Below are 26,320 nucleotides of genomic sequence, written 5' to 3' on the forward strand. Positions count from 1 at the left end.
TTTACATTCCCCCCCGAGTTGCGAACGGGTTTTCAATATAAGCGCACGCATCTGAAAGTCTTTTTAATAATCCCATACTAGATAATCGCTGTTCTAATCTTAATGCATTTTCCGAAAATGCTACTTGATCAGCTCGGCCTGATTCAATATATAACTTTGCTTGCTTATCGCCAATAATGAATCCATATTTCCGATATAGTTCCTCCAGAAAATCTTGAAACTCCATTCGATTAGGAACGATACATAACACAAGCGATTTAAGCAGCAAGTCATGTGGGGCGTATCGGTTTCTCCGACTTCCTCTTCGTGATGCTAAACCGATCTCTTTGCTCCACACATTATGAAACTTATTCAAATGTTGATTATGACGATTAATCGCATTCTCGACTAGAGCATTAAGAAGTTCTTCCGCAGTTTCAATATGATCAAATTCATCTTCTTTACTTTTTTTCGGCCATGAAAAATGCTCTTGCAGTACTTTTCGGTATTCCAATGGTTCATTTGAGTTAATTGCTCTTAACCATTCATCCGTTTGAGTAACACTATTTATGTATCGCTCTACTGCAGCTCGTGATAACAAATTATTTTCGATAAAAGAATCAGCCGATATCTCCCTAACAGCAGTTTTTTTAGGCGATACAATTTCAAGAACAAAGGTGGTTTTTTGATTATCTTCTATGACTTCTTTTGCGCGATTCAAGCTATATATAATCATATGAATCCCCATAATATTAATGAGGTGAGGAATAACGTCATAGTTTGGAATGTTACATTTGAATAATTGAATCCAATCCTCCGCTAAATCCTGGTATTCTGTTAGGTATGAATATGGAAGATAGGCACCATCCCTTTTTATCGATGTCGAATGTTCCAAGTCTGATTTTGGTTGAAGGGCTTCTACCAATCTGTTGTACTTTGTTTCGCTTTGCAGTACTCGTTGCTGAAAGAATGGCAGAAGTTCAGCACCTTTTGTACTCCGAGTCAACATCAAATACAACAACTCTCCAGTACGTGCAAAAAACCTTCTATCTTGGGAGATATTATTGTTATCTTTAACATTTAAATCTTCATAGAGGCAGCTTGGCCCAAATGGGAATAGGAAGAGAGAGCTCCACCGTTTATTATTTTCGCCTTCTATCGTTGAAGATGATAAAAAATCTGCAACATCCTTAAAATCTTCAAATGTGGAGAAGCGACTTTGCAGATAAGAATAGTCTGGTTCCTTTAATCCCGCACTATCAGACATTACTTCTTTCCAAGCTTCCCATTTTGCATGATCATCATTTTTATATTGCCGATTAATAACGGCCATTTGAGGGTTATTAAATAGAATATTTCTTAGATGTAATCGCCATTGAGGAGAGTACGATAAAGAATTAGGTGTTGTTTCCTCAAATGCTCGTTGCGCATGTATTTCAGCATTTAATACATTTAAGAATTCCATAAAACAAAGCCATGGGCTTTGTTCATCATAGAGCCTATGTCCCCAGATAGCTTCATCTACCCACATATCAGAGTCTATTTTTTTGGGACGCGGTAAGACCGTTCGCATTAATTTAGTACCTCCACTGTCTTTTTATCCAACACTCCGTCAGAGTTTATCACAAGTATATAAAAAGACAGAGCATCTTCTAGATAATCATCTTCCTGATATTCCTTATTCCTCTTCGCCTGTGCATTCATTAATCGACTTTTAAACGCCAAGATATCTTCATAACACTCACGCGAAAAACTGCCTGGCAAGGCACCTTCGGCTACCCGGGATAAAAATTCATAACGTATGAGTTGTAAATGAAGTTTGACTACCGGTACTGTTGGACTTGTAGACAGACTAACCTCGAGGTTTATTCTGCCGAGATCATCGCCTTTAATTTGAACACTTTCTCCTCGATCACGTGCAACAGAAATGTTTCCTTCAAATATCTTACTCACTCTTGATTGCGAGTTACTACCAGAAGTGGCTAATATTAGTTTATCTGTTGTTTTAGTTAATAAGCCTGTAGATATACGGTTAAGACCTTTCACTATACGAGATAGAATCTGCGGGTGCGGCCTGCCACCTTGCTCAATTATTCGATACACTTTCGATAAGAATTCGCCTGCATAGTGAAATGTCGTCAATTCCCAAAGTCTGAGATCTTCTGCTTTCTCTTCAGGTATGCTAAAGAATAATCGTTGTCTTTGGGCCCGCACTAGATCCAAAAAGGACGCGCCGCCATCTTCAGATATTCCTTCAAGGTATTTCCTTTGTTCCGCTCGAAATGCATGATCGGCCCCATAATAATTATCTGAAAGCACAAGTGATTGATATAAATGATTTAGTTCTGGGTCATCTTCCCCAAATATTAATATGCTATCAACCCTATTGCTGGTCTCACTACCGACCCCGAAGCGACCTAAAGTATTGAATATGTCTCTAGTCTCTTTCCGATGCTCGGGGAGATTTTCACCAAACACATTGCGATAGATACTTGCCTTCGACGTTGACCGTGCTTCCAATATATTGGGAATATCCCGACATCTTAACAACCTATCCTTGGCATCCGGATGACCAAGGATCATATTTGATACAAGCAACAATAACTGTCGTATTGGTAAGTGTATTCCGTTGATCTCACAGAGTTCTAATAGGTTTCCTAGTCTTTGCCTAAGAGTTTCATTGCCATCATGACCTTCTAATCTCTTCTTATTTTCCCATATTGGGCATCGTAATTCGGCATCCACATTATCCCGATATATACACTGATCGCAGGAAGCCCATCCTTCATGGGTTGTTATAGCTTCTATGACCCGCGGCAACGCCCATGCAGCACTTATACGACTTAGATTAATCATAGTCAATGAATAACCCGAATGTTCTCGCAGGTCTGATACTAGCATTTCCTCAATGTCCTCATATACCCCTGTAGCAACATCATTTACTTCTACAAATTTCAATGCTTCCATTAATTGTCCATCATTTGCTGCAATAAGAAAGATAGAATTATTCTGCAATCCTTTAATCGTTCTAATAAAAATAAATAGTATATGCCTTTTTTCTTCATCTGATAGTTCACTTAAATCTTTTATCACATACAGTGTTCGTCCATTATCTATTGATATTTCTTTTATGTTACCGGATTTTTCCCACTGGTCAAATGTACCATTTAGCTGGAACCACACTTCACGACAATGATATGTTTTTCCATCACCGGCAGTACCCGTCAAAATAACCGATCTAGGATTCTCGGTTTTAAAGTTCTCGATTAACGCATTTAAATATTGCGCTTCAATTTGAATCGGGCGAATTCCCTTTTGTTTGACGTAGCGCTGGATCGTCTCATCGTACATATTGTCATTTTGAGGTATTGGTCCATATTTTCGAAGAAAATTAATCCACACCGTATTCATATTTCTTCCTCCAACATCATTTTCTATCTTCCCGCACAACATCAAGTCATTAATTAACCATTTCTACTCTAACCAATAAAATCCTCTATTTTCCATAGCACCAATCAACAAAAAACCCTAGAAAGGGCCTGAAATATCACCTTTTCTAGGGTCTTAAGACTCATTTTAAATTGCGAATATCGTTAATGTTTAAAATAAGGATCTTTGATACGATCTCGATTTCTTGTTCAGTATTAAAGCGGCCAATTGTTAAACGAATTGTTTGTTCCGCTTCCTCTTTAGTCATACCCATACTTAAGAGTACCGGACTAGGCAGGTTTGTAGCAGTATTACAAGCTGATCCTGCACTGAACGCTATATTCCTCGACCTTAGCATTAAATCCTGTGCATTTACCCCGCTAATTGTAATATTTAAGTGAGAGGGCAGCAATGGAGCCCCCATTCCATTCCACCTAATATCTCCAACACGTTCTAAAACCGAGAATAAACTATTGCGGAGTTCATTAACCCTGCTTGTCATTATATCATGTTCTTCAATGCAAAGCCTAAGTGCTGTGGTCATTCCAACCAAACCTGCAACATTCTCTGTTCCGGGTCTAACTCCTTTTTCTTGTCCCCCACCATATATTAACTGAGCAACCTTCATCCGTGGTGAGACATATAGTGCCCCTATCCCTTTGGGTCCATAGAATTTATGTGCCGTAAACGTTGCAAAATCTATCCCTAAATAGTCTATATTGATTTTAATCTTTCCTATCGCCTGAGTGATATCAGAGACACATACTGCACCAACCTGATGACAGGCTTCAGAAATTCTACGTATGTCTTGAATAACTCCTGTCTCACTATTTGCAAGTTGTACAATAACCGCCCCTACTGAATGATCTAGTTCACTAAACAACCAATCCATATCAATAATCCCGGTTGGAGTGACCGGAATCCATATAACTTCAATATTCAAATGTTCCCCATAGTATTGAACACTGTTAATGATTGACTTGTGTTCTGTAGACAAACATAACACCTTTCTTCGACGTAGCTGCTCTTTCGTAAATTTAAAAGCAGATAATATTGCCAAATTATTGCTTTCGGTAGAACCGCTAGTACAAATTATTGTGCCTGAGCCATGTAAATTTTCGTTAATCTCACATCGACAATCTTCTATTACCTGTTTTGCTAATTGACCTAGTATATGTGGGCTTGATGGATTTCCGAAATTATTGAACCAATACGGGTGCATTGCATCAATTACTCTCGGATCACAAGGAGTGGTTGCTGCATTATCCAAATAAACAATACCATTTATAAAAGAAATAGAATCCAATCTTCATCTCCACCTTGTAAATGTGTTAAACTGGACTTACTTATCCAGTATAACATGAGGTGCTATTATGGCGATACATTCCCATCCTATTCTCCCTTCATATGGGTTCACAGGACACGAAACATTTCCGTTTCGTCTTGGTTGGTTACACAAAGGTGTAATGGCTGTTAAAGATGACCCCCAAATTTTTTCCAAAGATGAAGCCATTGTTATTCTCGGCGTAGGCAAAAATATGGTCCGTTCTATACGTCATTGGTGTCTTACACTTGGTCTGATTACCGATATTGGACGAGGCGTGTACCAAACCACCCCATTAGGCGAACTAGTATTCGCATCAAATGGTGCTGATCCTTATCTCGAAGATATCGGAACGCTCTGGTGGCTCCACTGGAAATTATCCGGAAATTATGAGCGTTGTACGACTTGGTATTATGTTATGAACTATATAAATCGTCCGGAGTTTTCTAAAACCGCTTTAAAGGACGAACTGAAAAAAGCTGTTGCCGAAAGTGGCGGCCGCGCACAATCAGATCGTACACTTGAGAGTGATATTGAATGCTTTGTAAGAACCTATACATCTCCCAAAAGAGGCATTTCCGAAGAATCACTCGAATGCCCCTTGGTAGAGTTAAACATTCTTAAGGAAAATGATAAATACATTCGCTTAAATCGAGGAGAAAAAAATACGATTCCCGACTTTATTTTTTTGGCAGCATTAGTTGAATTCTTTGAAAAAACAAACACTGGGGCAAAGACTTTATTGGCGGAGCGAATACTCCACAATGAGGGATCTCCTGGACGTATCTTTCTACTTGATGACAATAGTTGTATCAGACGTCTTGAGCGTCTAGGAGACTTAACAAAGGGTAAAATTGTGTATGATGCCACTGCTGGGATGCGACAAGTATTATTTCATTCTGTTCCCACTTCTTTAGAAATACTTTCAGCTTATTATCAAAGGGGCCAATAATGATGAAGTACCGCGATGTTTTTCTACAACAGCATAATTTTTTAAGGTCAACACGCCTTGATCTAGATAAAGCTGATTCGTCCACCAACTTTGTTGCAACCCCATTGTTTGCACATGTTTTAGATCGAGTCATTACTGGATTATGTTCAAATGGCCCTCGAGCTATTAGTGTTACTGGTCCATTTGGTACAGGAAAGTCTACTACAATATTCAAACTCTTGCAGCTCCTTGAATCTGGGGACGATAAGCAATTCAAAGAACTGGGTCGTGCTTACCCTGAACTAGAGCCAATTTCAAGCTTGCCACAGATCATTCCAATTCCCGTTTATGGAACCTCTAGTGCTATTGCTCCAAATATTAAAGCGGCAATATCACGGATTGCTGAATCTCTTAATGATCTCGAGTTAATGAATGAAACAGAAAAAGTCGATTCAAGTGATTTGAATGCAATCATTAAGCTGATAGAAATCGTTAGAACAAAACACCCTAGTAAACATCTAATTTTGGTGATTGATGAGCTTGGAAAACATCTTGAATATGCCGCTAGTCACCCTGAAGATAATGATGTCTATCTACTCCAATTAATCGCGGAGTATGCTGACCGTTCAACTACACCAAAGATGACTGTAATTACAATTCTTCATCAAGCTTTTGAAAACTATGGGAATCGACTTCTCCGCACTCAACGTGAGGAATTCGCCAAAATTCAGGGACGTTTCGAGGATATTGCTTTTCAATTACCTGTTGAAGATACCTTAAAAATAATGGGCGCTTCTATTTCGAGTACCTGCATAAACTCTGATGCAATTGAATCTGTTCGGAACCTAGCAGAACGCATAGGCCAAGAACTATTTAATTTGGGGGCAGTCCCCATAAATCTTAGTCAAGTCGATTATATATCATTATGTCGCGAGTGTGCTCCTCTTCATCCTTTAACTGCATTATTGATTGGACCACTTTTTCGACACTTCGCACAAAATGAGCGATCGCTTTTCAGTATGTTAGGCAGTAATGAGCCTTGTGGTTTCCAGCGTTTTTTGAACGAAACTGAAATAAATACAGAAGCTCCAAAGCTTTATGGTTTGTCTGAACTCTATGAGTACATTGCTACGTCTCTTGGATCATCTATCTACCATTCGTCATTCAGTCGTCGCTGGTCAATCATTGAAACTGCACTCGGAAGAGTTCCTGACAATAACGATTCAACCCATAATCTTGTGAAGTCAATTGGCCTAATTTCAGCTATCCCGATAAGGCAACTTGTTGCATCAAAATATGTATTAGAACTCAGCCAAGGAACACAAATTGATGAGTCTATTCAATTACTTACCAATCGGTCAATTGTTGTTCATCGGCGTTACTCAAACAGTTATCGACTCTGGGATGGAAGCGATATTGATATTGAATCATTAATCGAGGACGCTCGGCGTTCAATAGGCGTTCCTTCATTTATAGAAAGCTTGGCCCGGCTAGTACCACCTAGACCAATCACTGCTCGTAAGCATTCAATGCAAACAGGAGCATTAAGATGGTTTGACATGACATACATTACAGCTGAGCAAATACATCTCATAAAAGCTGATTCAAAACCCTTGAATGGCGATGGCCGCGTATATGTTGTGATTAGTTCAATTGATGAAAGACTTCCTTCCGAGATAGATAATTTGGAACCTTGGCAAATGGTATTATGGACAGTTCTGCCACCAACACTATTTGAGGCTGTTACTGAGTTATATTATGTAAGATGGGTAAAGGAAAACACACCCGCATTGCGCGATGACGAAGTAGCGAGGCGCGAAATAACGGAACGGGAATATGATCTAGAACTTCTCATTGAAAGAACAGTAGATGGAGCTATTCTACGACCTGAGGGAGTAGTTACCGTATTTACGCACAGTGGTGCTCCTTTGAAACTTGAAGGTAAACAGTTAAACTCACTCGTTTCTGAACTTTGCGACAGACTTTATCCAAAAGCTCCGAGGGTTATCAATGAGTTTGTAAACCGGAATGTTCTATCTACGGCTGCAACCGCGGCGCGCAATGATGTATTGAAACGCATAATTACAAACACAAACGAAAAGGATCTCGGAATAATAGGATCTCCCCCACAGTTGCCGATTTATCTATCAACTCTCCAAAAAACTGGCTTGCATCGAGAGGTTGAGGGTAAATGGGAACTCTACGCACCGGGTAGAGAGTCTACTTGGTTCGATAGTTGGAGCTATTTGGAGAGTAAGACAAAAGAAACATACTGTCCCGTTTCAGATCTATGGAGCGGACTCTCATTGCCTCCATATGGAGTTCGTAGAGGCTTGTTACCTCTTCTAACGGTCGCTTACATGTACGTAAATAGAAATCGTGTAAGCATAATGGAAAATGACGCCTTTGTTCCCGAGTTGTCTACTGCAGTGATTGAACGTTTACTCCGTAACCCGGAACAATATAAAATTCGGCTATCTGAAATAAGTGGGAACAATAAAGCATTCATTGAAATAATGGTTCAGCAAGGCGCGTTATCTGAATTTGACGGTACCACAGATCTTTTAAGTCTGGTTAGACCTTTAATAGCCTTCGCTAACCGTTTACCGGAGTATACGAGAAATACAAAGTTACTAAGTGAAAAAACAATAAAGTTACGGCAAGCACTTATGACTGCTAAAGAACCCGCAGAATTATTGTTTTATAGCTTACCATCTGCAGTTGGTTTTGAATCAATTGATACTACCAATCGATCATCATTACCTGAGATCGTAACACAAATAGTTGACTCGATTCGAGAACTTGCCGACTGTTATCCTAAGTTATTGTCACAAATTCAAGCTATAATATTTGAAACTTTCGGATACTATGATACCCCTGCTGATGCAGCCTTAGATAAAGTACGCAAACGTGCTACCATTATACAGAATCTGATTAGAGACTTAGACTTTAAGGCAGTGGTGTGGAGAATGACACAAGACACTGAAACGGATAAGTGGCTTGATTCTGTAGCCAGTGTTATTATGAAAAAAACGCCAAAGAACTGGTTTGATCGTACTCTAGATGAATTCAAAATTGAAATAGCCTTATCCGAACGAAAATTTGTTCATTACGAGACGATTGCTTCTCTTTATAAGAGTGAATCGAGTGATATTGAACCTGTTCGTATAGGAATTACAACCCTAGATACCGATTTCGAAACTGTTATAAGCCTTTCAGAAATTGAGCATGAACAAACTCGCGGTATAGTTCACTCTGTAATAAACCAATTTAATTCTGGAACTATTGATGGAAACCAGCTACTATTAATTGCATCCGAGCTTGTGAAAGCCTATTATAGTGATTCGCAAAAGAAAGGGAAGGCTGAACAACATGCATAATACTCGCCACATTTTAAATATATCGGGTGGTAAAGACAGTACCGCTTTGGCTGTATTTATGAAACAAAAAAGACCCGAAATTGAAATGGAATACGTTTTTTGTGACACGCAGAAGGAATTACCTGAGACATATGAATATCTTGATAAAATTGAGGCTTATCTTGGAAAGCCAATTGTACGCTTAAACGACGACAGAGGATTTGATCATTGGCTTCAAGTTTACGGGGGGTTGTTACCTTCATCTCAGGCTAGATGGTGTACTCGTAAATTAAAGATCGAACCTTTAGAAGATTATGTTGGTACTGACGAAGTAATTAGCTATGTTGCAATTCGAGCGGACGAGGATCGAAGTGGTTATGTTTCAACAAAACCAAACCTCACCCCAGTTTTTCCATTTAAAGAGCATGGCATTACGAAGTCTGACGTTTATCGCATTCTTGAAGAATCCGGACTAGGTTTACCTAAATATTATGAATGGCGCTCTAGATCGGGATGCTACTTTTGCTTTTACCAACGAAGAAGTGAATGGGTCGGACTATTAGATCGGCACCCTGACCTATTTGAAAAATCCAAGGAGTACGAGAAGATTGATAGCGTCACAGGACAGAGATTTACTTGGTCACAACGTGAAAGTCTAGAAGAGTTAGAACAACCTGAACGTAAGGCAGATATTTTAAAAAGGGCCGCGGAGCAAAGCCTTGATAAGGAATTTAAATCTGGTCCTAAAACACTTGGTGATCTCATTAATCCCGATGATGAAGATGAATTAGGCTGTCTAATTTGTCATCTATAATAATATGTGCAGAGAGGGCATCCCTCCATTGGGAGACCCTCTCATTTTTGATCTTACATATATCCGTTTAATTCATTCAGGATGTCAGAGATATTCATTTTATAACTTTTTAAATCCGATACCATGGATTCGTATTCCTCTTTTGTGCCCGTCGTCGGTCTAAAGTTAGCCGTTCTAAGTGTTTGCCCAAGACGATTTATTAGCGTTTGAATATCTGATGGCATATTTTTATATTCAGAAAAAGTAGACTCTATCCAAACGATATCCCGATTATCTTCTGACATCGCCTCATTCCCCTCTAAAACAGGGGCCATTAATTCAATGATTGGATCACATTTTTTAACCAATGAGTTATATTCCCTACGTAACTTCTTCAGTTCATCAAGGTTCATCCCCCCAAAATAGGTTCTAAATTATCCTCATATTTCTCGAACAATATTAATTTTTTTCCCAAAATCATACGGTTGGGAATAATAAACCTTGCCGCAATTTAAACATCTCACATCACAAAGACGATTATAGACTAATTTTTCCTGTTTAGGTAAATGATCTGGTGGTGATTCAATTCTTATAACATCCAATACCCCGCCACATTCTGGACACAATAACATACAACTCGACCCCCTATTGATTCGTTTTATCTCTGTCTATCCTCCCTGTCTTACTCAGGCCATCGAAAATACACCCGTGCGCCGGCCTCGAGAATCCGGTAGCGTTCCTTGTTCGCACTGGCATAAGGATTAGAGAGCCAGTGAAATTCGGGCTTATCAAACACGTTCGTAATGAATAATACTACAAATTCCTTCGTACGCTTACTAGCATCTTCTATTGCCCTGCGCTGTTCCGTGGAACCTAACTCAAAATATGGATCTCTCCCTCTCGTAGCTTTGACCTCAATGTGAAACGTTTTCCGATTTTGCGTGATTTCGAAATCATACCCCAACCTGTCGTCGCCGGCTTCCCCGCCGAAACGGTACATGCGGTTTTCGGACTTCCAGCTGTCCGTGCTGCAAGCATTCGGGAACCGTTTCTGTAAAAACCGGTAGGCCCACAACTCGCCTACAATTCCAACCGTCATTTCTATTTGCTTGTTTTCTCTCATATTCGTGCCTTTTGATTGTCCGCCACCGCTACTTCCGTCTTTTTGTCTTCCTGGCCCCGTCTTTCCTAGTTCTATGGGAGCGAGAATGTCGCCATATACCGTATCTTCCGGCAATGTTATGGAATCCACCATGTTTGCCAATTGATGCAAGTTAGAATCGTCAGTATCAAATGGCTGGCCAAAAATTGTTGTCGTTCGTTTCGCCCTGTACGCTTTCTCCTTCTCCTGTTCCAATTTCTTCTCAGCCTGTTCTAGGTCGCTATCTTGGACTTGAAGCAAAGACAATAACTCATGCCTTGATTTTACCAACATGATTCCTTCCGGCAAGACGCGGCATAACTGCCCAAATGAAGGACTCGCCAGGATAAAAGCATAAGCGTCCTTGTCTTCCCATCGACCCAGCTCCATTCGCTCCTCCAGGCCTTCACGCATCATGTGTTGGAACAAGGTCGTTTCGGAGACGTGAAGCACACCAGGTGTATCCAAACCCTTAACTTGATAATGAGCCAGAAAGGCGGACAGCATGACTTTAAGTGTACCGCGAACCAAGATTTGATTGGTCTGCCTTATGTCATATGCGGATACATTGATATCCGGAATCGTTTGTGATAATAAATCCTTAATATCTGTGAACAGTGACAACCCGCAGATCGAGGATAGCAGACCAGAATTGACTCTTAACTTGCGCAAAACTTCCATCAAGCTCCCTACGAACACTTCTTCTGGCAGCTGCCAGTATAAAGTGCACCAGCTATCTGGTAGCGTCCAACTCTCGTATTCAGCCTTACCAGCAGCATACTCATTAATGTCCTGCCGACCGGAGCGGACTTCATATCGAAGAATGCCGTAAACCAAATTCCTGAACATCCCTTTCAGGCTGTTGAACTCCTGTATGAGTTCCCGGTTTAAGATGGTTGTTCTCGGCACTGCCAACCCCACGAGCGCTTCATTCCAGGCGGACAAGGAGACGCCGAATTCGTCAAACAAACGTTGTCCCATTTGAAAATCGTTTGCTGACTCTTTGGCAAACCTAAGCAGAATCGTAGACTCCGTGGAATTGGGAAGGACTTCATCCAACAACTTTTTCAAATCGCTCTCTTCTGCTAGCTGTTGGTCTCGAAGAATCTCTCCGGCCCCATACAGCTTGAACACAGGGGCTAGCCGCTCGATCGCCCAACCGAGGTTGTGATTCAACGCATGTTCGACCGACTCAAAATTCTCTTCCGAAATCTTGACGGATTGAAGTGCCCTGATCAGCGCCGGTCGGTCCGGAACGACACTCCGTAAATCGAAATTAAGCTTGGAAAACGCGTGCTTCAAATACATCTCCATCGGCACGTTCTCCAGATATTCCGCCAATGCCGTCGCAAGCTCCTCTTCATTTCCGCGAGCTTCTTTCTCGATGAAAATCGTTTTATATTCCTTACTAGCATGGATCAGATGACGCGTCAATTCGAGCGAACCAGAGTGCTTGTCTTCCAGCGAGATTTCAATGCTCTCACAGAAAACGATCCTTGTCCCCTGAAGCTCGGACAACAACCGGGTATAAGCGGCGGACGAAACGTTGATGTAACTGTCCTCGCGGAATATAGCTACTGTCAATAGGAAAGGCAGTAACCATTGACGATCGCCTTCGATAAACATCTCGTCTGACTCTGACGGTATATCACTGTTCCACTCACTACCATCGATTCGAATCAACTGTGCCAGGTCGGAAAGCAGAGGTAGCGCTTCACTATACATCGATTTGAGCAGTTCCGCATAACCTGGCCGTCCGTCGATCAAAAGGACGGATACAAGCGGGTTTCGCTCTAAACGGACGACCAATTTCTTGTCATCAGGGATGTAGATCCTTTCCGATGTTTTGTCCAAGTCCGCCACGTGAACTTTTCTAGCTTTGGTGTACAGAATTTTGGACGGGGGCGTGAAGTCTGCAAGCCGGTGTTGATCGCCCAGTCGCTGTAGCAAAATATCCCATGCTGTCCGATAATGGCCTTTCAGGTAATTGATCTGATTCGGATTAACCTTGCCTTCAATGTACAATATCGCAAGCAAGTCTAGCAACTTGGCCGCTTCTTTCGCCCCCGTGGCTTTAAATCTGTTCAGGCCTAGCTTGCTAAACAACTCCTCCCGCCCGTTCTGCTCGAGCTCAGAAATGACAAACCTGTCCATATAGGGAATAAACGAAAAATTCGCCCTAGACGCAGCCAAGTCTACCTCAGGTACATACCATGTATCAGCCAACCGTCGAAAAGAAAATTCGTCCATCTTCTCGGCTGGGACAGGAACCCAAGCGAGCTGCTGCAGCGTTATGTAAACGAGTGAAGGCACATAGAGAGAAGGCCTTTCACCCCACATTTTGTGAATACGGAGTACCCGCCATACATCCCTCTCCCAGTATGCAGCAGAATAAACGATCAAACGGGCGAACAACCGCTTCACATCATCTGGGAAATGCTCATATCCTTTAATACCGTCTATGTTCATGAGTTCCCTTAGCTCATACTTAAAATCACTTTCATAATTGCATCCGGCCGCTTCGACTGCATTCTTGAAAGTCGCCATTTGCCACTCATCAAAATAGCCTTCTGAAGGGGGGGTAAAGCGGTAGCGGTAACTCCAGCCTCTGAATGCTATCGTACCCCCAGGTACAGCGGGAACTAGCTTTAAGTAGTCCGTAGCTCCACAAATTTGGAAGAATCGCGCAACCCTACTCTCTCCAAACTGTTGAAAAGAAGGAGGCAGTTCACTCACGTTCAACAACTGACGGTCCAGGCCATATTGGTAAGCCGTTGCTTCGAAGAATCGCGAGAGCATTCCGGCATGGTTCGTCACACCAGTACGCTCCCAGTCGGCGGAGAAGTAGGTTTCGATTGCCGGTATCCAGCCGGAACGTGTCGGCAGCCAGATCCGTAAGAAACGATTCTGGTAGGATTCTGTCGCTCTGGAGCCAAAATAAAGATGCATCGCCCAGTCGAGCAACTCGAACAGCTGATCCGATTTAGTTGTGCCGTAAGGAACCAGTTTCGTTGGCATTTCCGGGAGGATAATCTTATCCAGAAAAGTCTGCACACGGAAATCCTCTACGAGATTGCCATTCCGCAAATACTTCAAAAAGTCACTTGTTCTCTTGCCGCCTTTCTCCCGATGCTTGTCCAGGTCTTCATTTAAATATGCGATTTTGTGTCGCATAAAAGACGGGATTTTGTCCGGGTCATGCGGAGTTGCTTCCTCCCCATCGGCATCCGCAGACTGCGAGGGGGATAAGAACACTTCGCCCAGTTGTTCCTCGTCTCCGGCTAAGTGTAGTTCACCGTCCTGCCCCAGAAGCACGTACCGGCGCTGCAGCCGCTCGGGATCAGGAAGCAGCAGCATCGCTTCGTCGTAGAATAGTTGCCAAACGGCGATGGAGCACCGTTGACTTCGCATCAACCGGGCGTACGCTTCGATCCATTCCGCTTTTCGATTATCGTCCGGATACATGTTGACATTCGCATGTTTGGCGAGCATATCAAGAGCCGGATACCGATCATCACTGATATTAGAGACGGTCCCGATTCCCAGCTTTCCAGATAGATCTTCTCTCGAAAACAGGCGATAGGACCACGTCTTTGGCAGACAGATCAAATCCGCCATGGTGCCGAATTCTTGCTGATTGTCTACGTTGCGAAAGGGCAGAATCGGCCAATGTGCCAACTCGATCTGATTCTCTTTCAGAATACGATCCACATGCGAAGCGAGGATGCGGCCAGGCTCACTCTCGCCAAGGTTCGAGCGGAAACTAAGCAAATCGATGACCATATCTCCGGACTCCGGCGGTTGGAGATTCAGTACCTGCCGGACTGCTTCTAGGAGGAGAGTTGCCAATTCCAACAGAAGCAAACTGTTCCATCTCTTCCCAGTGTCGATTCCGCCGCGATTGATCTGTCCAAAGAACGGTGCATTTAAATGCGCAGCGATTCCGGTCGACTGCCTTGTAGGCAGATAAATATAGATAAGTCCTGGTTCCCGTAGCCCTCCTTTACGAACTGCCGTTTCAATTCGTGCTTCATCCAAATCCGCCCAGCTCTGATGCAGCTCGCTCACGGCCTGGAGGATTTTGTTTCTCATCTGCGGATTGCCACTGCCTCCGATCGTCTTCGTCCAACGCCAATACGCTGCCGGCTCCTGTTCTTCCGACGAAATCACGACCTCCGAGAGTTTGCTGCCATGATCGATCAAGATGGTCTCCTTTTTGTACATCCGCTTCTCTTGCACGAAAAGACCATCTTCGTCCCGATGCTCTATATGCAGCTCGGAGATATGATCCAGAAAGAGCCACGACTGTTCGTCGAGCTCGAACATGGCTCTCTTGGTAAGCTCTAGCGCATCCGGTTGATTGAGCTCCAGACGGACAATTGTGACATACCCTTCCTCTCCGAGCTGTTTAAGGATAGGATCTGCGGCATTCGGACTTATGGGGAACGGAAGCGAGTATGGGGACAGATACTTCATTTCCGAGTAGAAAAAATGTCTGAGAGTATTCTCCCTGTTTGGATTCAAGCTCTGTACGATCTGCTCCAGCTCTACAATCTGTTGATGCGGCCAATGTTTCAAAGTGACGGGTACGCCGAAGATATCACCGAAATCTGGTACATGTTTATTCTCCAGCATTTCGATGATTTTTTCAGTCAGCAACTCAATCTTATCCGGTGCAAACTCGAAGCAGAAACCGGAAAAACCATCTTCGCTTTCCCACTTACCCGAGTAGATTTGCGGTGACATGCAGACCTGTAGTACGCTTTTGAACCCTACTCCCTTGTTGCCAACAGACTCCGAGGGTTTCTTGTCGCTTAACGCGAGACTAGATAGAGATTTGAAGTTATTTTCCGTAATGGGTCTACCTGTATTGGCAAAATAGAAGACGGAATGACGCTCTCTGTTCTCCGAAAGAACCATTTTTATCTTGCCGATCGATAAAGGATCATCTAATCGCCCATTGTTTATGGCATCATAACCATTCTGGAGCAGCTCGATAACAAATCGGTTTGCATATTCGTGCTTCATGTGTTCGATGACATTGGACAAGCTCTTGTAAGTCTGATTGTCGTTCAGAATCTGATTCAGAAAAACTTGCAATTCACCTATTGTTTTGGCGGCAATCGTAGTTAACCTGTTTTCGGTTTGAAGGATCAAGTTCATCTGCTCCTATGTATTCTTTTCGTTATGTATTTGTTCGGGCAAAGCCTGTTGCTTACCTCTATTGAGGGCCAAAAAAATACTGATGTGCGTCGACACCAGTTGTATATTTTATGTTTATTTGAATTTCGCTCCAAAACTATTGATGAATAGCGACAGAAACATGCTTTAAACGTGGTAATAGTGTACTTGAATTTGAAAACAGGACAGCTGCGAATATGCAGCCATCCTGTAAAATCAATCGTACTCCGGGCCTAGAACCCCACAGGACTGCTTATCGATGAAGCATTAATCCCTCTTACCACTTTTCCAGTTCAATACGCTTTTCCATCTTTTTGCTTCTTCAACTCTTTGAACTCTGTCATTACGTCGGTTTGCTTTTTGGGAATAAGCTTCTCGCTCAGTGGGACTCATATCTTTTAATTTTTGAATTTCTTCTCTGGTATTTTTATCGACTCCATTACCATCTAGCTCTTTCTGTTTTCGATAAGCTCCCCATACTACACCTTGATCCCAGGCACTTTGGAGCTCAAATGCAACTTTATCCGCAAGTTCTTCTGTCGGCAATTCAATTATTGGAGCATCAAAAGTGCCATCGGTTACGAGAACAAGAAACTTACCATCCTCAATTACCGATTTGTACAAAAAAATTCGACCTTCTTTTAACATCCTAATTTCGTCATCTTTCCAAACGCAACCTGCTTACAGACCATTATCATAATTCAAATAACATTATTTGAAAGGCTCTGTTACTCGGCCTCTACCTTCGTTGAAGAAGTCTAGCAAAAAAATGTTCATTTTTTGCCGAGTAACCGTCTTGCTGAGTTATGAGCTGCACTATAATACATATTGTGCTTTTTCTCGTCTCCGATGTACCGAATCGTTAAATCATATCCCTTATTTTCTAGTTTAAATTCCTCAAGACTCTGGAGCACTTCGGAAACAGCTTCCCGCATGAAATTGTTGTCGGATAATTTTTCTGTATATAAAATCTGATCTATATGGCAATAGTCTGTATAAACAATTATTTGTTCTGGCTTAATCAACCTTCTGCTATAACGTTCCAATATTTTGGGGAGCATGGATATGGCAAAGGTCAAAGCTTTTAATTCTGCATAGACAGAACGGTTAACATATCCGACATATAATTTCCTTGACTCCACTCTTGTTTCCCCGTCTCCAACAAAGCAAGCTGCTACGCTTATAATGTTTTGGTCTTGTATTGCGGAACAGTCGGAGTAAACAGTTATTGTTCCTCGATCGTGGAGAAGCCTCTGCATTTCTTTTAAACGGTCGGTCGGTATTTTCGATAGCGGATCTTTTGAGTCCGTATATCTTAACGTTCGGTTTTTCATAATGCACTCCGCCTTCCAAAATACAATCTACTCCGTGTTAGGCGATCTTAATGTTAATAAACTGGCCCGTTTTTTCTTGCATACGTTTGCATTCTTGCGAATTTTATTGCATGCTGCATGCCCTTTATTTTTCCTTGAACGAACTGGTCAGCCGGATCATGCTGTAGTTCCAAACAGAGCTCGGCCAAATAAGATTCCAAGTACTCTATAAGCTCTTCTCTTCAGTTCTCCAGCGATCGACATATACGTTTATAGCTTCCTCTGCAGACATTTGCTGAAGAAGCTCTTCGAACTTAAGAATGACGGCAGCTGTATCCACTGCATCCGTATATCCGACCTTATCGAAAGCACCTATTAGGGTTCCTGCTGCTTGCCTCAAGTTGATTTTTGTGTACAAATTATAAGCTACATTTTCGATAAGTATGCTGCTAGTGGAAACAGCCGACTTTTGAATAATGGGGTCCTTAGTTTTCAAGAAAAATCGTATTGTTTCAAGATAATTTGCAAAACTATCTTCATGAGGAAGTTTATCAATATGATTGTCCAAAATTGAAATCAATGACTCCACTTTTTCAGTATCATTTAATAATGACATGGGCCACCTCAATTCGTTATTATTTCTAGGCATGTCAACTAGCAATAACCACCATAAATTTACATCAAAATATGAATTTTGGGAAGTATCGGGGTTGAAAGGACATTGGGGGAATTTGAGAAATACCAGTGCTAAAAACGAGTTCTAACTAATTTTTTTACATTTTCCTTTCGTGAATGCCTTGGGGCAGACTCGCATTCTAACATTGGAGCCACGCGGCACAGATTAACTTGTGGATGTTTTATTCCATGGAATAATGTAAAAGGTTTTAGATATTTGAGAAACGAGCTGCGGTGCCGTCAGCTCGTTTCTTTCCTGATATATTCATTTACTTCTGCACCGTGCCGTTCCACTAAAAGCAATAGAAGGCGCGACGGGAGAAGACCGGTCTCTGCAACCAACGCTTCTGTCTAAGAAAGAAATTGCCGGAACATCGGTTCGAGTTTGCGATAGATTTCTCCTTCAATCTCGGTCCGAATGTCCAAATCGAGCTGCGTTCGATTCGTCGCCGGAAAGCTTCGGAACAGCTCCTCGCACGCGGCGACGGCCTCGGTCACAAGCGCGTCGAATCGGCTTTGCTTCGCGGCAGACAGTTTGCGGAACGCGTCATAGGCTTCCTGAAGATTATCCTGCTCTTCCCAATCCAATCCGCAATGCGTAGCCAAGACGATATTATAAATCGAGACTCTATCGATCATGTTGATCGCTCCTTCCCCCTACTTATCGTCACCGAATCGCTCGGTGCATAACAAATCGGCAAGCAGCGGCTTCTCCGGGTCAGCGTCCGACTGGCAGGCACACAGCGCTTCGACTCTCGAACCGTAGCGACGTCATAGCGGCAAGCGCGACTACGACGGGGGCAACAGGATGCCGCGGAGCCAGGCAGATCAGCCAGGCGTAGACGGTGAACAAGGCCGCAACGGCCATTTGGAATCGCTCAACGCAAACCCCAGAATTCCTGCCAGTCATCTACGTACCGCCTTACCGACTGGTCAACCGCTCGTGGCCGTCGACGAACTTCCCTAGCCCCGCCTTCGCCATCAGCGCGCACTCCTCGCCGCTCGCTTCGGGCATGAACAACCGCAAAACAAACTTCCTTCGGGCTGTGTCAATGGAATACGCCAATAAGTAATACATCTCCCCGAATAGCCGAAGCCTCATCAACCGCGGCTCATCCGGTCCCGATAGCGGGCGCAGCATCGTCGATTCGATTTCGCGCACGATTGTTTTCGTGATCGCGACGGCTTCCGCCTCGCTCGTAAAATACGAGAACAGCCGCATCGTCCGCAGTTCGCAGGATAGCCCGGTCACGTTGGTCACGATGTGGTCGAATTGTCCCGCGGCTAGCACGATCGGCACGAACTCGTTCACGATCATCTGCGACAGCAAAAATTCGTTCCATATACGCATCGTGCTGAGATCGGGAACTTGCATCGCCTTCTGAATCATTCGGTTGCAGACGGAGCCGATGTCTAGCAGCAGCAAATACTCGTCCAGCAGCCCCTGATTAGTGTATATTCTCCGCTCTAGCTTGGTCGTCCAGACGAGCTGAAACGCTTCTTCGACATTAAGCTGCTTCGTCATCTGCTTCAAAACGGAGGTCAACGTGTGCCGTTTCCCGTCTGCCAAGTAATATTCGTTCTTGAACGCGTACTCGTCATCCCCCTCAGACAAGGAGTGGCTGAGCGCGATTTCCTGCAAGCAGCTAATCAGGAAGAGGGGGGTCAGCGCCTGCGGATGAAACCCGATCTTTTGCTTATTATACAGCTCCAGCAGCTCGGGAACGGCCGCCGCCTGCTTTAGCAAAAATTGCCGATGCTTTTCTGTTATTCGCTCCCCGGGGTAGACGAGCGGGGCGACGGCGTCCATTCGCTCCCGCATGAACGCCGCCGCGTCCGCGATGACGAAAGGGGCGAACGGGATCGGCTGTACTTCCTGTTTTCCGAGTTCCTCTGTCTGCTTCGAACCGGCTACGAAGCTCGTCACCCGATCGATGTCGTGCGTCCGGGCGATTTGCTTCAATTGGAGCACTCGCAAATAAAACGACTCCAGTAGCCGATTGTCCGACACCGGTTGCGGCTCGTCCAGTCGATCCAGCAGCCGCGTCGCGTAGTCCAATATTCGCCGCAGCTCCGCGATGCGGATATGCTTCGGCAGTTGCATGCGAGTCACGGCGGCGATTTGCAGAAGCTTTTCATTCCAAGCCATCGTCAGGTCGACGATCGCTTGATTGGCGATGACGGGAAACTGCGGTTCGATCGCCAGATGCACTTCCGTCAGCAGCTCCGTGACGACATGACCATGGACGCTCGTCTCGCCGAGGATGCTGCGGTCGACGTTTTCGAGCGACAAGTCGCCCAGCAGCTTCGTGACATTCACCTTGTCTCGGTGATGCTTTTCGATGCGGTACAATATTTTGAGCAGTTGGAACTCCTCGAACGTCTGACGCTTTCGGTACGGCGCGGTATCGAAGCCGACCCGCCGTTTCAAATTTTCGCGCAGCCCGCTCGTGCCGAACAGCTTGTTCTTGATGTTCGCGTCATCGTACTTCCGCTCGTCGTCCCAAGGCGTCTCTGCCAGCTCGTAGAACGTCTCGCACCTAATTTCCGCGATCAGATCGTTTGCCTCGATCGGCCGGCCGTCCCACCTCGCCTGCGGATCGAACCGCCCCCGCCTCCCCTCCGAAGCCGCGACAGGAAACCATTCCTTGCAGATATAGTAGTCCAAGGTGACGGAACCGCACTTGCATATCACTTTTTCGTTTTTGAAATCGCCGTAACGCGGGTCGTCCAGAAACGAAGGGGCGTCCGGGTCGAGCCCGTGCTCACGCAGCCTCGTTTTCAGAATGTCGTCGAAAAATTGTTCCATCGCCGTTTCCCCCCATGAGTAGATGTTTGCTTGCTTAATCCCATCGTAGCGGAAAGTCCAGCACAAGTAAGTTATAAATAAGCCGAAAAAAATAATAACTGAGATACGGACCCCGACTAACCTCAGCCAGCCACTTTCGCTTCCGAAAGCGAAGAAGTCAGTGTAAATGCTAGACCCCCATATTTAATATTGTCTGTGAGTGATTTTTCTGTGTTATTCTCCCATGGCTCAGTTTTATTAACACAGAGGCTTTCACAGATTAACCACTTAGCTCCTCGACACCGAAATACTCATCTTGATTTATGTGGTGTGACATTGCATTGATCCGCGCGGGATCTTCATATTAGAAAGCACCACGTCGCTTAAATAAAGATTAACCCGAATATAAAACCAGCAGCAGCATTGGACCGTAAAGTCCTAGACTGCCGCTAGTTCATTGAACTAATGTTCGCCGTTTAGTGAAATAGTTCACTGCTCAAAAGTTAGAAAAACGGCTGCCATTTTGAGCTCAGCCGTTTTAATGCAAGTTCCCTATTTATGTCTTTGGTTTAAACTGATGTGGGTTCATAGAGATTTGAGCCCCGATAATACCATGTACCTTTTTTATATCCTTATAGGTGCTTTTCCACTCTTCGAATGAGTCATTAAGCGGATCTATAAATTCGTCTGTATCCTTATCAGCGTAATCTTCCCATTCCAAGCGTCTCGCAGCCTGTTTCCAAAAAGAATCCTCAATTTCTTTTAAAGATTTTGTATTGTAACTGAGCTTTTCTTGGATCGTTTCGTCAGATCCTTCCTTTGTGACGTTCTCACCAAAAACCTCTGTAACCTTTACGAGCGCATATCCATAGTTCGGAAGTGTACCTTCAAGCCAGTATTCAAGGTCAGAAATCAATCTTATGGATTGGTTTACATCGTTCTCAAATGTACGTATAATCTCTGACCGCGATGCTTTGAGCTCTAAAAAATTCACATACTTCCCCAATTGATCTATTCTCTCGGTTTCCTCGTCAAAGGCAGTTTTGCTTTTGTTTAAGCTGATTTGCAAATCTTGTGCTTCACGAATCGCCACGTTGAGATTGCTGCTAAGTTCCCTTACGGTTTCCATTTTTGTAATTGCTTCGTTTTTGAGTTGTTTCATTTCATCGAGCCGTTTCTCTACCTCCTCCAGCTTAGATGAAAAGGCCCTTCTGGAAACCCAAACGAAAATACCACCGAATAAGGTAAGTACAGCAACAATAACTGCAAGCAATGACAATAGTGCATTAATATTCCCTTCAAGCATTGCGATTCTCGACTTTTGAGTATCTATTAGTTGCTGGGTGATTTCTTCTTTCGTGAGGGTGTGCCCTTGCTGTTGAACCATTGCCTGCAGTTCTTCTTTGGTGGCCATGTCCATCTTGACTTTTTCCAAACTACTTTGTAATTGATCGTTCGTAACATAATTAGGTTCCGTTGCTGCATTGGCGTATAAACCCGCATGAAGGATATTAAATAAAATACAAAATGCCAGTATCTTAAGCTTCAATGTTTTATTCATGTGATCTCCTAGATTCAATCGTTTCTCTGAGTGTATCAGGGTAGAAAAAGCCTGAAGGGAACAGCCCGGAGCCCATTCTTGTCCTCATCAAACATTACCACAAGCTGTTGATGACAGAATTTGTTTCACATTACTGATCGTTAGCTTTATTCCTTGAACACCATAACCTTTTCCCACAAAATAATGCGGCATTAAACAATATGGTTATTGCTTTTTAATACCACTAAAAAAAAAGATTCTGGGTCAGATCATTGATGCGATTTATCAATGTACTGGGTAATTGAAAAATTGAAGGCTCATGTTCTTGCTCGAATTCAATGTCGTAAATGCCCAATACAGCTGTAATCAGTGAAGTATTTCCTTCATCAAATTCTTGTTTCTCCACGTAAATTCTATATTGAAAGCCATTGAATTCTTCTTGAAAACACTCAAATTTCTCCAAAGCGCAAAGTCCGTCCGCGAAGTTACTCTCAATATATTGATGTAGCCACTTGATCTTCATAAGCCCCCCTTAACCCAAACATTTTTTCACGGAAGTTAATGTCCCTTAACTTTGAGAAAATCCAGATATGGGAGGGCTCCCACCAACTTCGTTTATCATTTTTATACACATGTTTAAGTAACTATAATGTTAGAAAAACAGTTCATATGGTTGTACCCCTATACATTTCGTCAAGTCACCATAAGCCCTCGACCGTTATAAAAAAACCTTGGTTCGCCACAAATCGTTCTCCCATCAGCATCATTCTCGGCTTATAGTTCTATTCGCTTCATCTATTGCCATTTCCTGCTTTCCGTCGCCGGTTTTACGCAAACACGCGTATCGTCCGCAGCGAATTGTCGAACCCGCCTTGAAAGCGCGCCCCCATATCGGCCAGGCTTTGCAGATAACGAACCGTCTCTTCTTCGATCCGCTCCCCGGCATACAGCGCCGGAATTCCCGGCGGATACGGGACGACCATCTCCGCAGCCAAACGGCCGACCGCATCGGATAATAAAACCTCACTCGCGGAACGAAAGCTGTCCATACCGAACGATACCGGCTCCGATATCGTTTGTTCCCGTATACCGGCCGCTTTGATTCGTTCCGGGCCTTTCATTACCCGATCGCGCAGTCCGTACTGGTCCGTAATGCTGCCGAGCGCGCTCACCAGCCGATCCGCGTCGGTACGCTCGGAAGCCAAGCTGAACACGAGCAGCACGTGACGGGGGTCAGCCATCTCGGTCATGATCCCTTGCCGTTCCAGAGCGTCCCTCAGCATAAATCCGTTCAACGTCTCCGTCGCATCGGAAATCGTCATCTTGAAAGGATCCTTCGTCTCATAAGCCGTCGCCGGACCGTTCGCAACGAGTCGGAACCAAGGCCATTCGCGCAGAGCGTTCTCTGCATGGCGGACTGCTTGCATCCCCATGTCCAGCCTTTCTCTACCCTCCGTCTGAAGCAAATGCCTGCTGGCATCCAACGAAGCCATAATCGGATAAGAAGGACTGGAGCTTTGCAGCATGGCCAAGCACTGCTTGACACGCTGGCGATCGATCCGGCTGCCTTGCATATGCAGCATCGCTCCCATCGTCATCGCGGTCAGCATTTTATGCGTCGACTGCACGACCAAATCGGCGCCGGCGGCCAAGGCCGATTCCGGCAAAGCCGAATGAAAGCCGTAATGCGCGCCATGCGCTTCGTCTACCAGAAGCGGCATGCCGCAGCGGTGCGCCGTTTCCGCCAATATGCGCAGATCCCCGCCCATACCGTAATAGTTCGGATTCGTGATCCATACTCCTTTGGCTTCCGGATAGCGCTGCAAGGCCTGCTCGAGCTCGGCAACGCCGATTCCTCCCGCCAATCCGGTGCTCTCGTCGGTGCGCGGGGCGATAAACACCGCTCTCGCTCCGGCAAGCATCAGTCCGTTCACTACCGATTTATGGACATTTCTCTGTACGATCAGCATATCCCCGGCCGAACACACCGACAGGATCGCCGCCAGATTGCCTACCGTACTCCCGTTTACCAAAAAGCAGGTTTCGTCCGCGCCGAAGCAAGCCGCGGCCAACTGTTGAGCCTCGCGAATCGCCCCTTCCGGGTGATGCAGATCGTCCAGTCCGGTAATCTCCGTCATGTCGATGGCCAGCAGTTCTTGAAACAGCTCCGCGCCGGGCGGCAGCGCCCGTCCGCCTTTGTGTCCGGGCACGTGAAAGCTTATATGTCCGCGCTGCGTTCCGTCCAGCAGTGCATGGAGCAGCGGCATGTTGCATTCGAGATTGTCCATCGGTTTCCCCCCTGCATGATCCTTTTTACAATACAGGAAAAAGCCCGATAAAAGCAAAAAAGCCTTCTCTATCGTCCATCGACTTCAAGCTTGCAAAGTCGCTTTGGCGGTGAAAAGACTTCTGTATAAGTCGAACGAATGATGGGGAAGCCCGTTTCCAGGAAGTGATTTCGCACAAAAGAAACTTAGGCGTTCATTCTATACCATATTTTGTTCATACGATGAATGAAAAAGGGGTATTTGGCGTCGAGCACATCGGTTTTGACCATTTCCGCTTCGCACTCTTCACATATAAATTCAGAGCAAATCAGGATCCCTTCCGGCTTCGGCTGATCGCATATGATACACGTATGGATAATCGTCTCTTCTTGTTCCACTCGATTCACCGCCTTTTCTCTACCAGTATGCCACATTTTCTAATCTCTTAAACTAGAGTAGGGATATTTTTTCCGTAAAGATTACCGTTACATCATATCGTACCTTTGATGCGCCAACGACTTCAACCGCTTGATGGTGGATGCTTTAACATATGCCGCGTCTGGGCGAATGGTGCCAGGACAATTGCCGTACAGTATCGCTGCTACCAAAGAAAAAGCTTTTTCCCCCCAGCGGTTCCCTATATAATAGAAGAAAAAGGTTGGCCGTGCGTCCAGACAGAGCGGAAGACCTTCACGATCAGGAGGTTTTTCCTTGCATCAATTGGACAAAGACTCGACGATTTATAACTTCACGCTGATCAAAAAAGTGCGGCATCATCCGCTTGCGCTTCTGCTTTACGGCCTTCTTCCGCTTCCGTTCGCTCTATTGCTAATCTTAACCGGTTCACCATACGGCCTGCTCCCGATGAGCGGAGCGATCGTCCTGCTGCCCTTCTTGTACAGCAGCCTGACCCGCTTGAACATGCGCCTGTCAAACATGGAACAACGAAACGACTGGACGTACCAATGGAAGTTCCCCTGGCTTGGCTTGCTGCCCTACCAGCATACGCCGTTCGGTATCGTCATCCGGCTGCACCATCAGCTGTTCTGGATCGGGCTGGCCCTTATCGGCTGTCTGTACCCTTGGCTCGGCTACTCGCACTGGTTAGCGATGGCCGGCATCCATTTATGGTACATGGCACCTCGCTACTGGATCTTTTGGCGGCTGCGGCAGTCCAGGAAACCTGGATTATTGAAAATTACCGCCCAAGACACATCCTTTTACACGCAATAAGCGAATCTCTTGAACTGGTGCTCACTCAGATCTAATCCAGTGTATGCAAGAAGGCACCCTGCGTTGCAGTTCAAGGGATCGGCCACTCCCATGGGTTCCGTTTAAAGTCTGACTTTGTACCAAGACAGTCCGCACAGGCTTCAGGAATACATTTCCGCGAGCTTGCTGCGGATTTTTTTGGCTGTAGAAGTTGAACGATAATACAGAAAGAAACAAAAAAAGCCCGGTCGGCTTGGACTAGGCTTCTTCAGCATATAGGAATTATTCCCTGAAAACTGAATGCGAAACGAAACGAGAAGTGCGAGTTGAAGGCTGGTTGGGTAACCAGCGGAAGTGGATAAGCCCTCGACCGATTAGTATTCGTCAG

The 26,320-nt window shown here is 44.5% G+C and carries 18 protein-coding genes; 4 read left to right on the top strand and 14 right to left on the bottom strand.

From position 1 onward, the window contains the following. Position 1 precedes the first annotated feature (1 nt). The 3 genes from ABD796_RS30370 to ABD796_RS30380 all read right to left on the bottom strand — a co-directional run bounded on the left by ABD796_RS30370 (position 2) and on the right by ABD796_RS30380 (position 4,714). Positions 2-1,552: a methylation-associated defense system protein MAD7 family protein gene (locus tag ABD796_RS30370; protein ID WP_344915541.1), complete on the bottom strand. Its 1,551-nt coding sequence runs from the start codon at positions 1,550-1,552 to the stop codon at positions 2-4. After that, a complete protein-coding gene (locus ABD796_RS30375; protein ID WP_344915543.1) occupies positions 1,552-3,390 on the bottom strand; it encodes a hypothetical protein in 1,839 nt (612 codons plus the stop codon). Before ABD796_RS30375 ends, ABD796_RS30370 begins: the two co-directional genes overlap by 1 nt. 160 nt (positions 3,391-3,550) lie before the next feature. Next, positions 3,551-4,714: a cysteine desulfurase family protein gene (locus tag ABD796_RS30380; protein ID WP_344915545.1), complete on the bottom strand. Its 1,164-nt coding sequence runs from the start codon at positions 4,712-4,714 to the stop codon at positions 3,551-3,553. A 67-nt stretch (positions 4,715-4,781) separates the two neighbouring features. Between ABD796_RS30380 and ABD796_RS30385 the strand changes: the two genes are divergently transcribed. The 3 genes from ABD796_RS30385 to ABD796_RS30395 are packed head-to-tail and all read left to right on the top strand — an operon-like array spanning position 4,782 to position 9,836. Beyond that, on the top strand, positions 4,782-5,684 hold the full coding sequence (locus tag ABD796_RS30385) for a DUF4007 family protein (RefSeq protein WP_344915547.1): 903 nt from the start codon (positions 4,782-4,784) through the stop codon (positions 5,682-5,684). Continuing rightward, a complete protein-coding gene (locus ABD796_RS30390) occupies positions 5,684-9,043 on the top strand; it encodes a P-loop NTPase family protein (protein WP_344915549.1) in 3,360 nt (1,119 codons plus the stop codon). The genes ABD796_RS30385 and ABD796_RS30390 overlap by 1 nt, the downstream gene beginning before the upstream one ends. Beyond that, on the top strand, positions 9,036-9,836 hold the full coding sequence (locus ABD796_RS30395; protein ID WP_344915551.1) for a phosphoadenosine phosphosulfate reductase family protein: 801 nt from the start codon (positions 9,036-9,038) through the stop codon (positions 9,834-9,836). The genes ABD796_RS30390 and ABD796_RS30395 overlap by 8 nt, the downstream gene beginning before the upstream one ends. Positions 9,837-9,889: 53 nt before the next feature. Here ABD796_RS30395 and ABD796_RS30400 read toward each other — a convergent pair whose 3' ends face one another. From ABD796_RS30400 to ABD796_RS30450, 11 genes are all read right to left on the bottom strand, one after another. Next, a complete protein-coding gene (locus ABD796_RS30400) occupies positions 9,890-10,228 on the bottom strand; it encodes a glycosyltransferase family protein (protein WP_344915553.1) in 339 nt (112 codons plus the stop codon). Between the two features lie 269 nt (positions 10,229-10,497). Then, the gene (locus tag ABD796_RS30405; RefSeq protein WP_344915555.1) at positions 10,498-16,113 is read right to left on the bottom strand and encodes a sacsin N-terminal ATP-binding-like domain-containing protein; all 5,616 of its coding nucleotides are present in this window, start codon (positions 16,111-16,113) and stop codon (positions 10,498-10,500) included. Positions 16,114-16,404: 291 nt separating this feature from the next. Then, positions 16,405-16,785, bottom strand: coding sequence for a hypothetical protein (locus tag ABD796_RS30410; RefSeq protein WP_344915557.1), 381 nt, complete (start codon positions 16,783-16,785; stop codon positions 16,405-16,407). A gap of 125 nt (positions 16,786-16,910) precedes the next feature. Continuing rightward, positions 16,911-17,471 (bottom strand): hypothetical protein, encoded by a 561-nt coding sequence (locus tag ABD796_RS30415; RefSeq protein ID WP_344915559.1) that lies wholly within the window; start codon positions 17,469-17,471, stop codon positions 16,911-16,913. A 205-nt stretch (positions 17,472-17,676) separates the two neighbouring features. Continuing rightward, complete coding sequence (locus tag ABD796_RS30420; protein ID WP_344915561.1) at positions 17,677-18,066, bottom strand: hypothetical protein; 390 nt, start codon at positions 18,064-18,066, stop codon at positions 17,677-17,679. Positions 18,067-18,476: 410 nt separating this feature from the next. Beyond that, positions 18,477-18,764, bottom strand: a complete 288-nt coding sequence (locus ABD796_RS30425; RefSeq protein ID WP_344915563.1) for a hypothetical protein — start codon at positions 18,762-18,764, stop codon at positions 18,477-18,479. 283 nt (positions 18,765-19,047) lie between these two features. Then, complete coding sequence (locus ABD796_RS30430) at positions 19,048-20,934, bottom strand: hypothetical protein (protein WP_344915565.1); 1,887 nt, start codon at positions 20,932-20,934, stop codon at positions 19,048-19,050. Between the two features lie 535 nt (positions 20,935-21,469). Beyond that, entirely contained in the window at positions 21,470-22,474 is a 1,005-nt protein-coding gene (locus ABD796_RS30435) for a hypothetical protein (protein WP_344915567.1), read from the bottom strand. Positions 22,475-22,697: 223 nt separating this feature from the next. Continuing rightward, entirely contained in the window at positions 22,698-22,976 is a 279-nt protein-coding gene (locus ABD796_RS30440; RefSeq protein ID WP_344915569.1) for a hypothetical protein, read from the bottom strand. Positions 22,977-23,280: 304 nt separating this feature from the next. Then, the gene (locus tag ABD796_RS30445) at positions 23,281-24,741 is read right to left on the bottom strand and encodes an aminotransferase class I/II-fold pyridoxal phosphate-dependent enzyme (protein ID WP_344915571.1); all 1,461 of its coding nucleotides are present in this window, start codon (positions 24,739-24,741) and stop codon (positions 23,281-23,283) included. 185 nt (positions 24,742-24,926) lie between these two features. Then, entirely contained in the window at positions 24,927-25,154 is a 228-nt protein-coding gene (locus ABD796_RS30450; RefSeq protein WP_344915573.1) for a sigma factor G inhibitor Gin, read from the bottom strand. 277 nt (positions 25,155-25,431) lie between these two features. Between ABD796_RS30450 and ABD796_RS30455 the strand changes: the two genes are divergently transcribed. Further along, the gene (locus ABD796_RS30455) at positions 25,432-25,953 is read left to right on the top strand and encodes a hypothetical protein (protein WP_344915574.1); all 522 of its coding nucleotides are present in this window, start codon (positions 25,432-25,434) and stop codon (positions 25,951-25,953) included. Positions 25,954-26,320: the final 367 nt, after the last annotated feature.

It is taken from the genome of Paenibacillus hodogayensis (genome assembly GCF_039536325.1).
Taxonomy (GTDB): Bacteria; Bacillota; Bacilli; order Paenibacillales; family NBRC-103111; genus Paenibacillus_AB; species Paenibacillus_AB hodogayensis.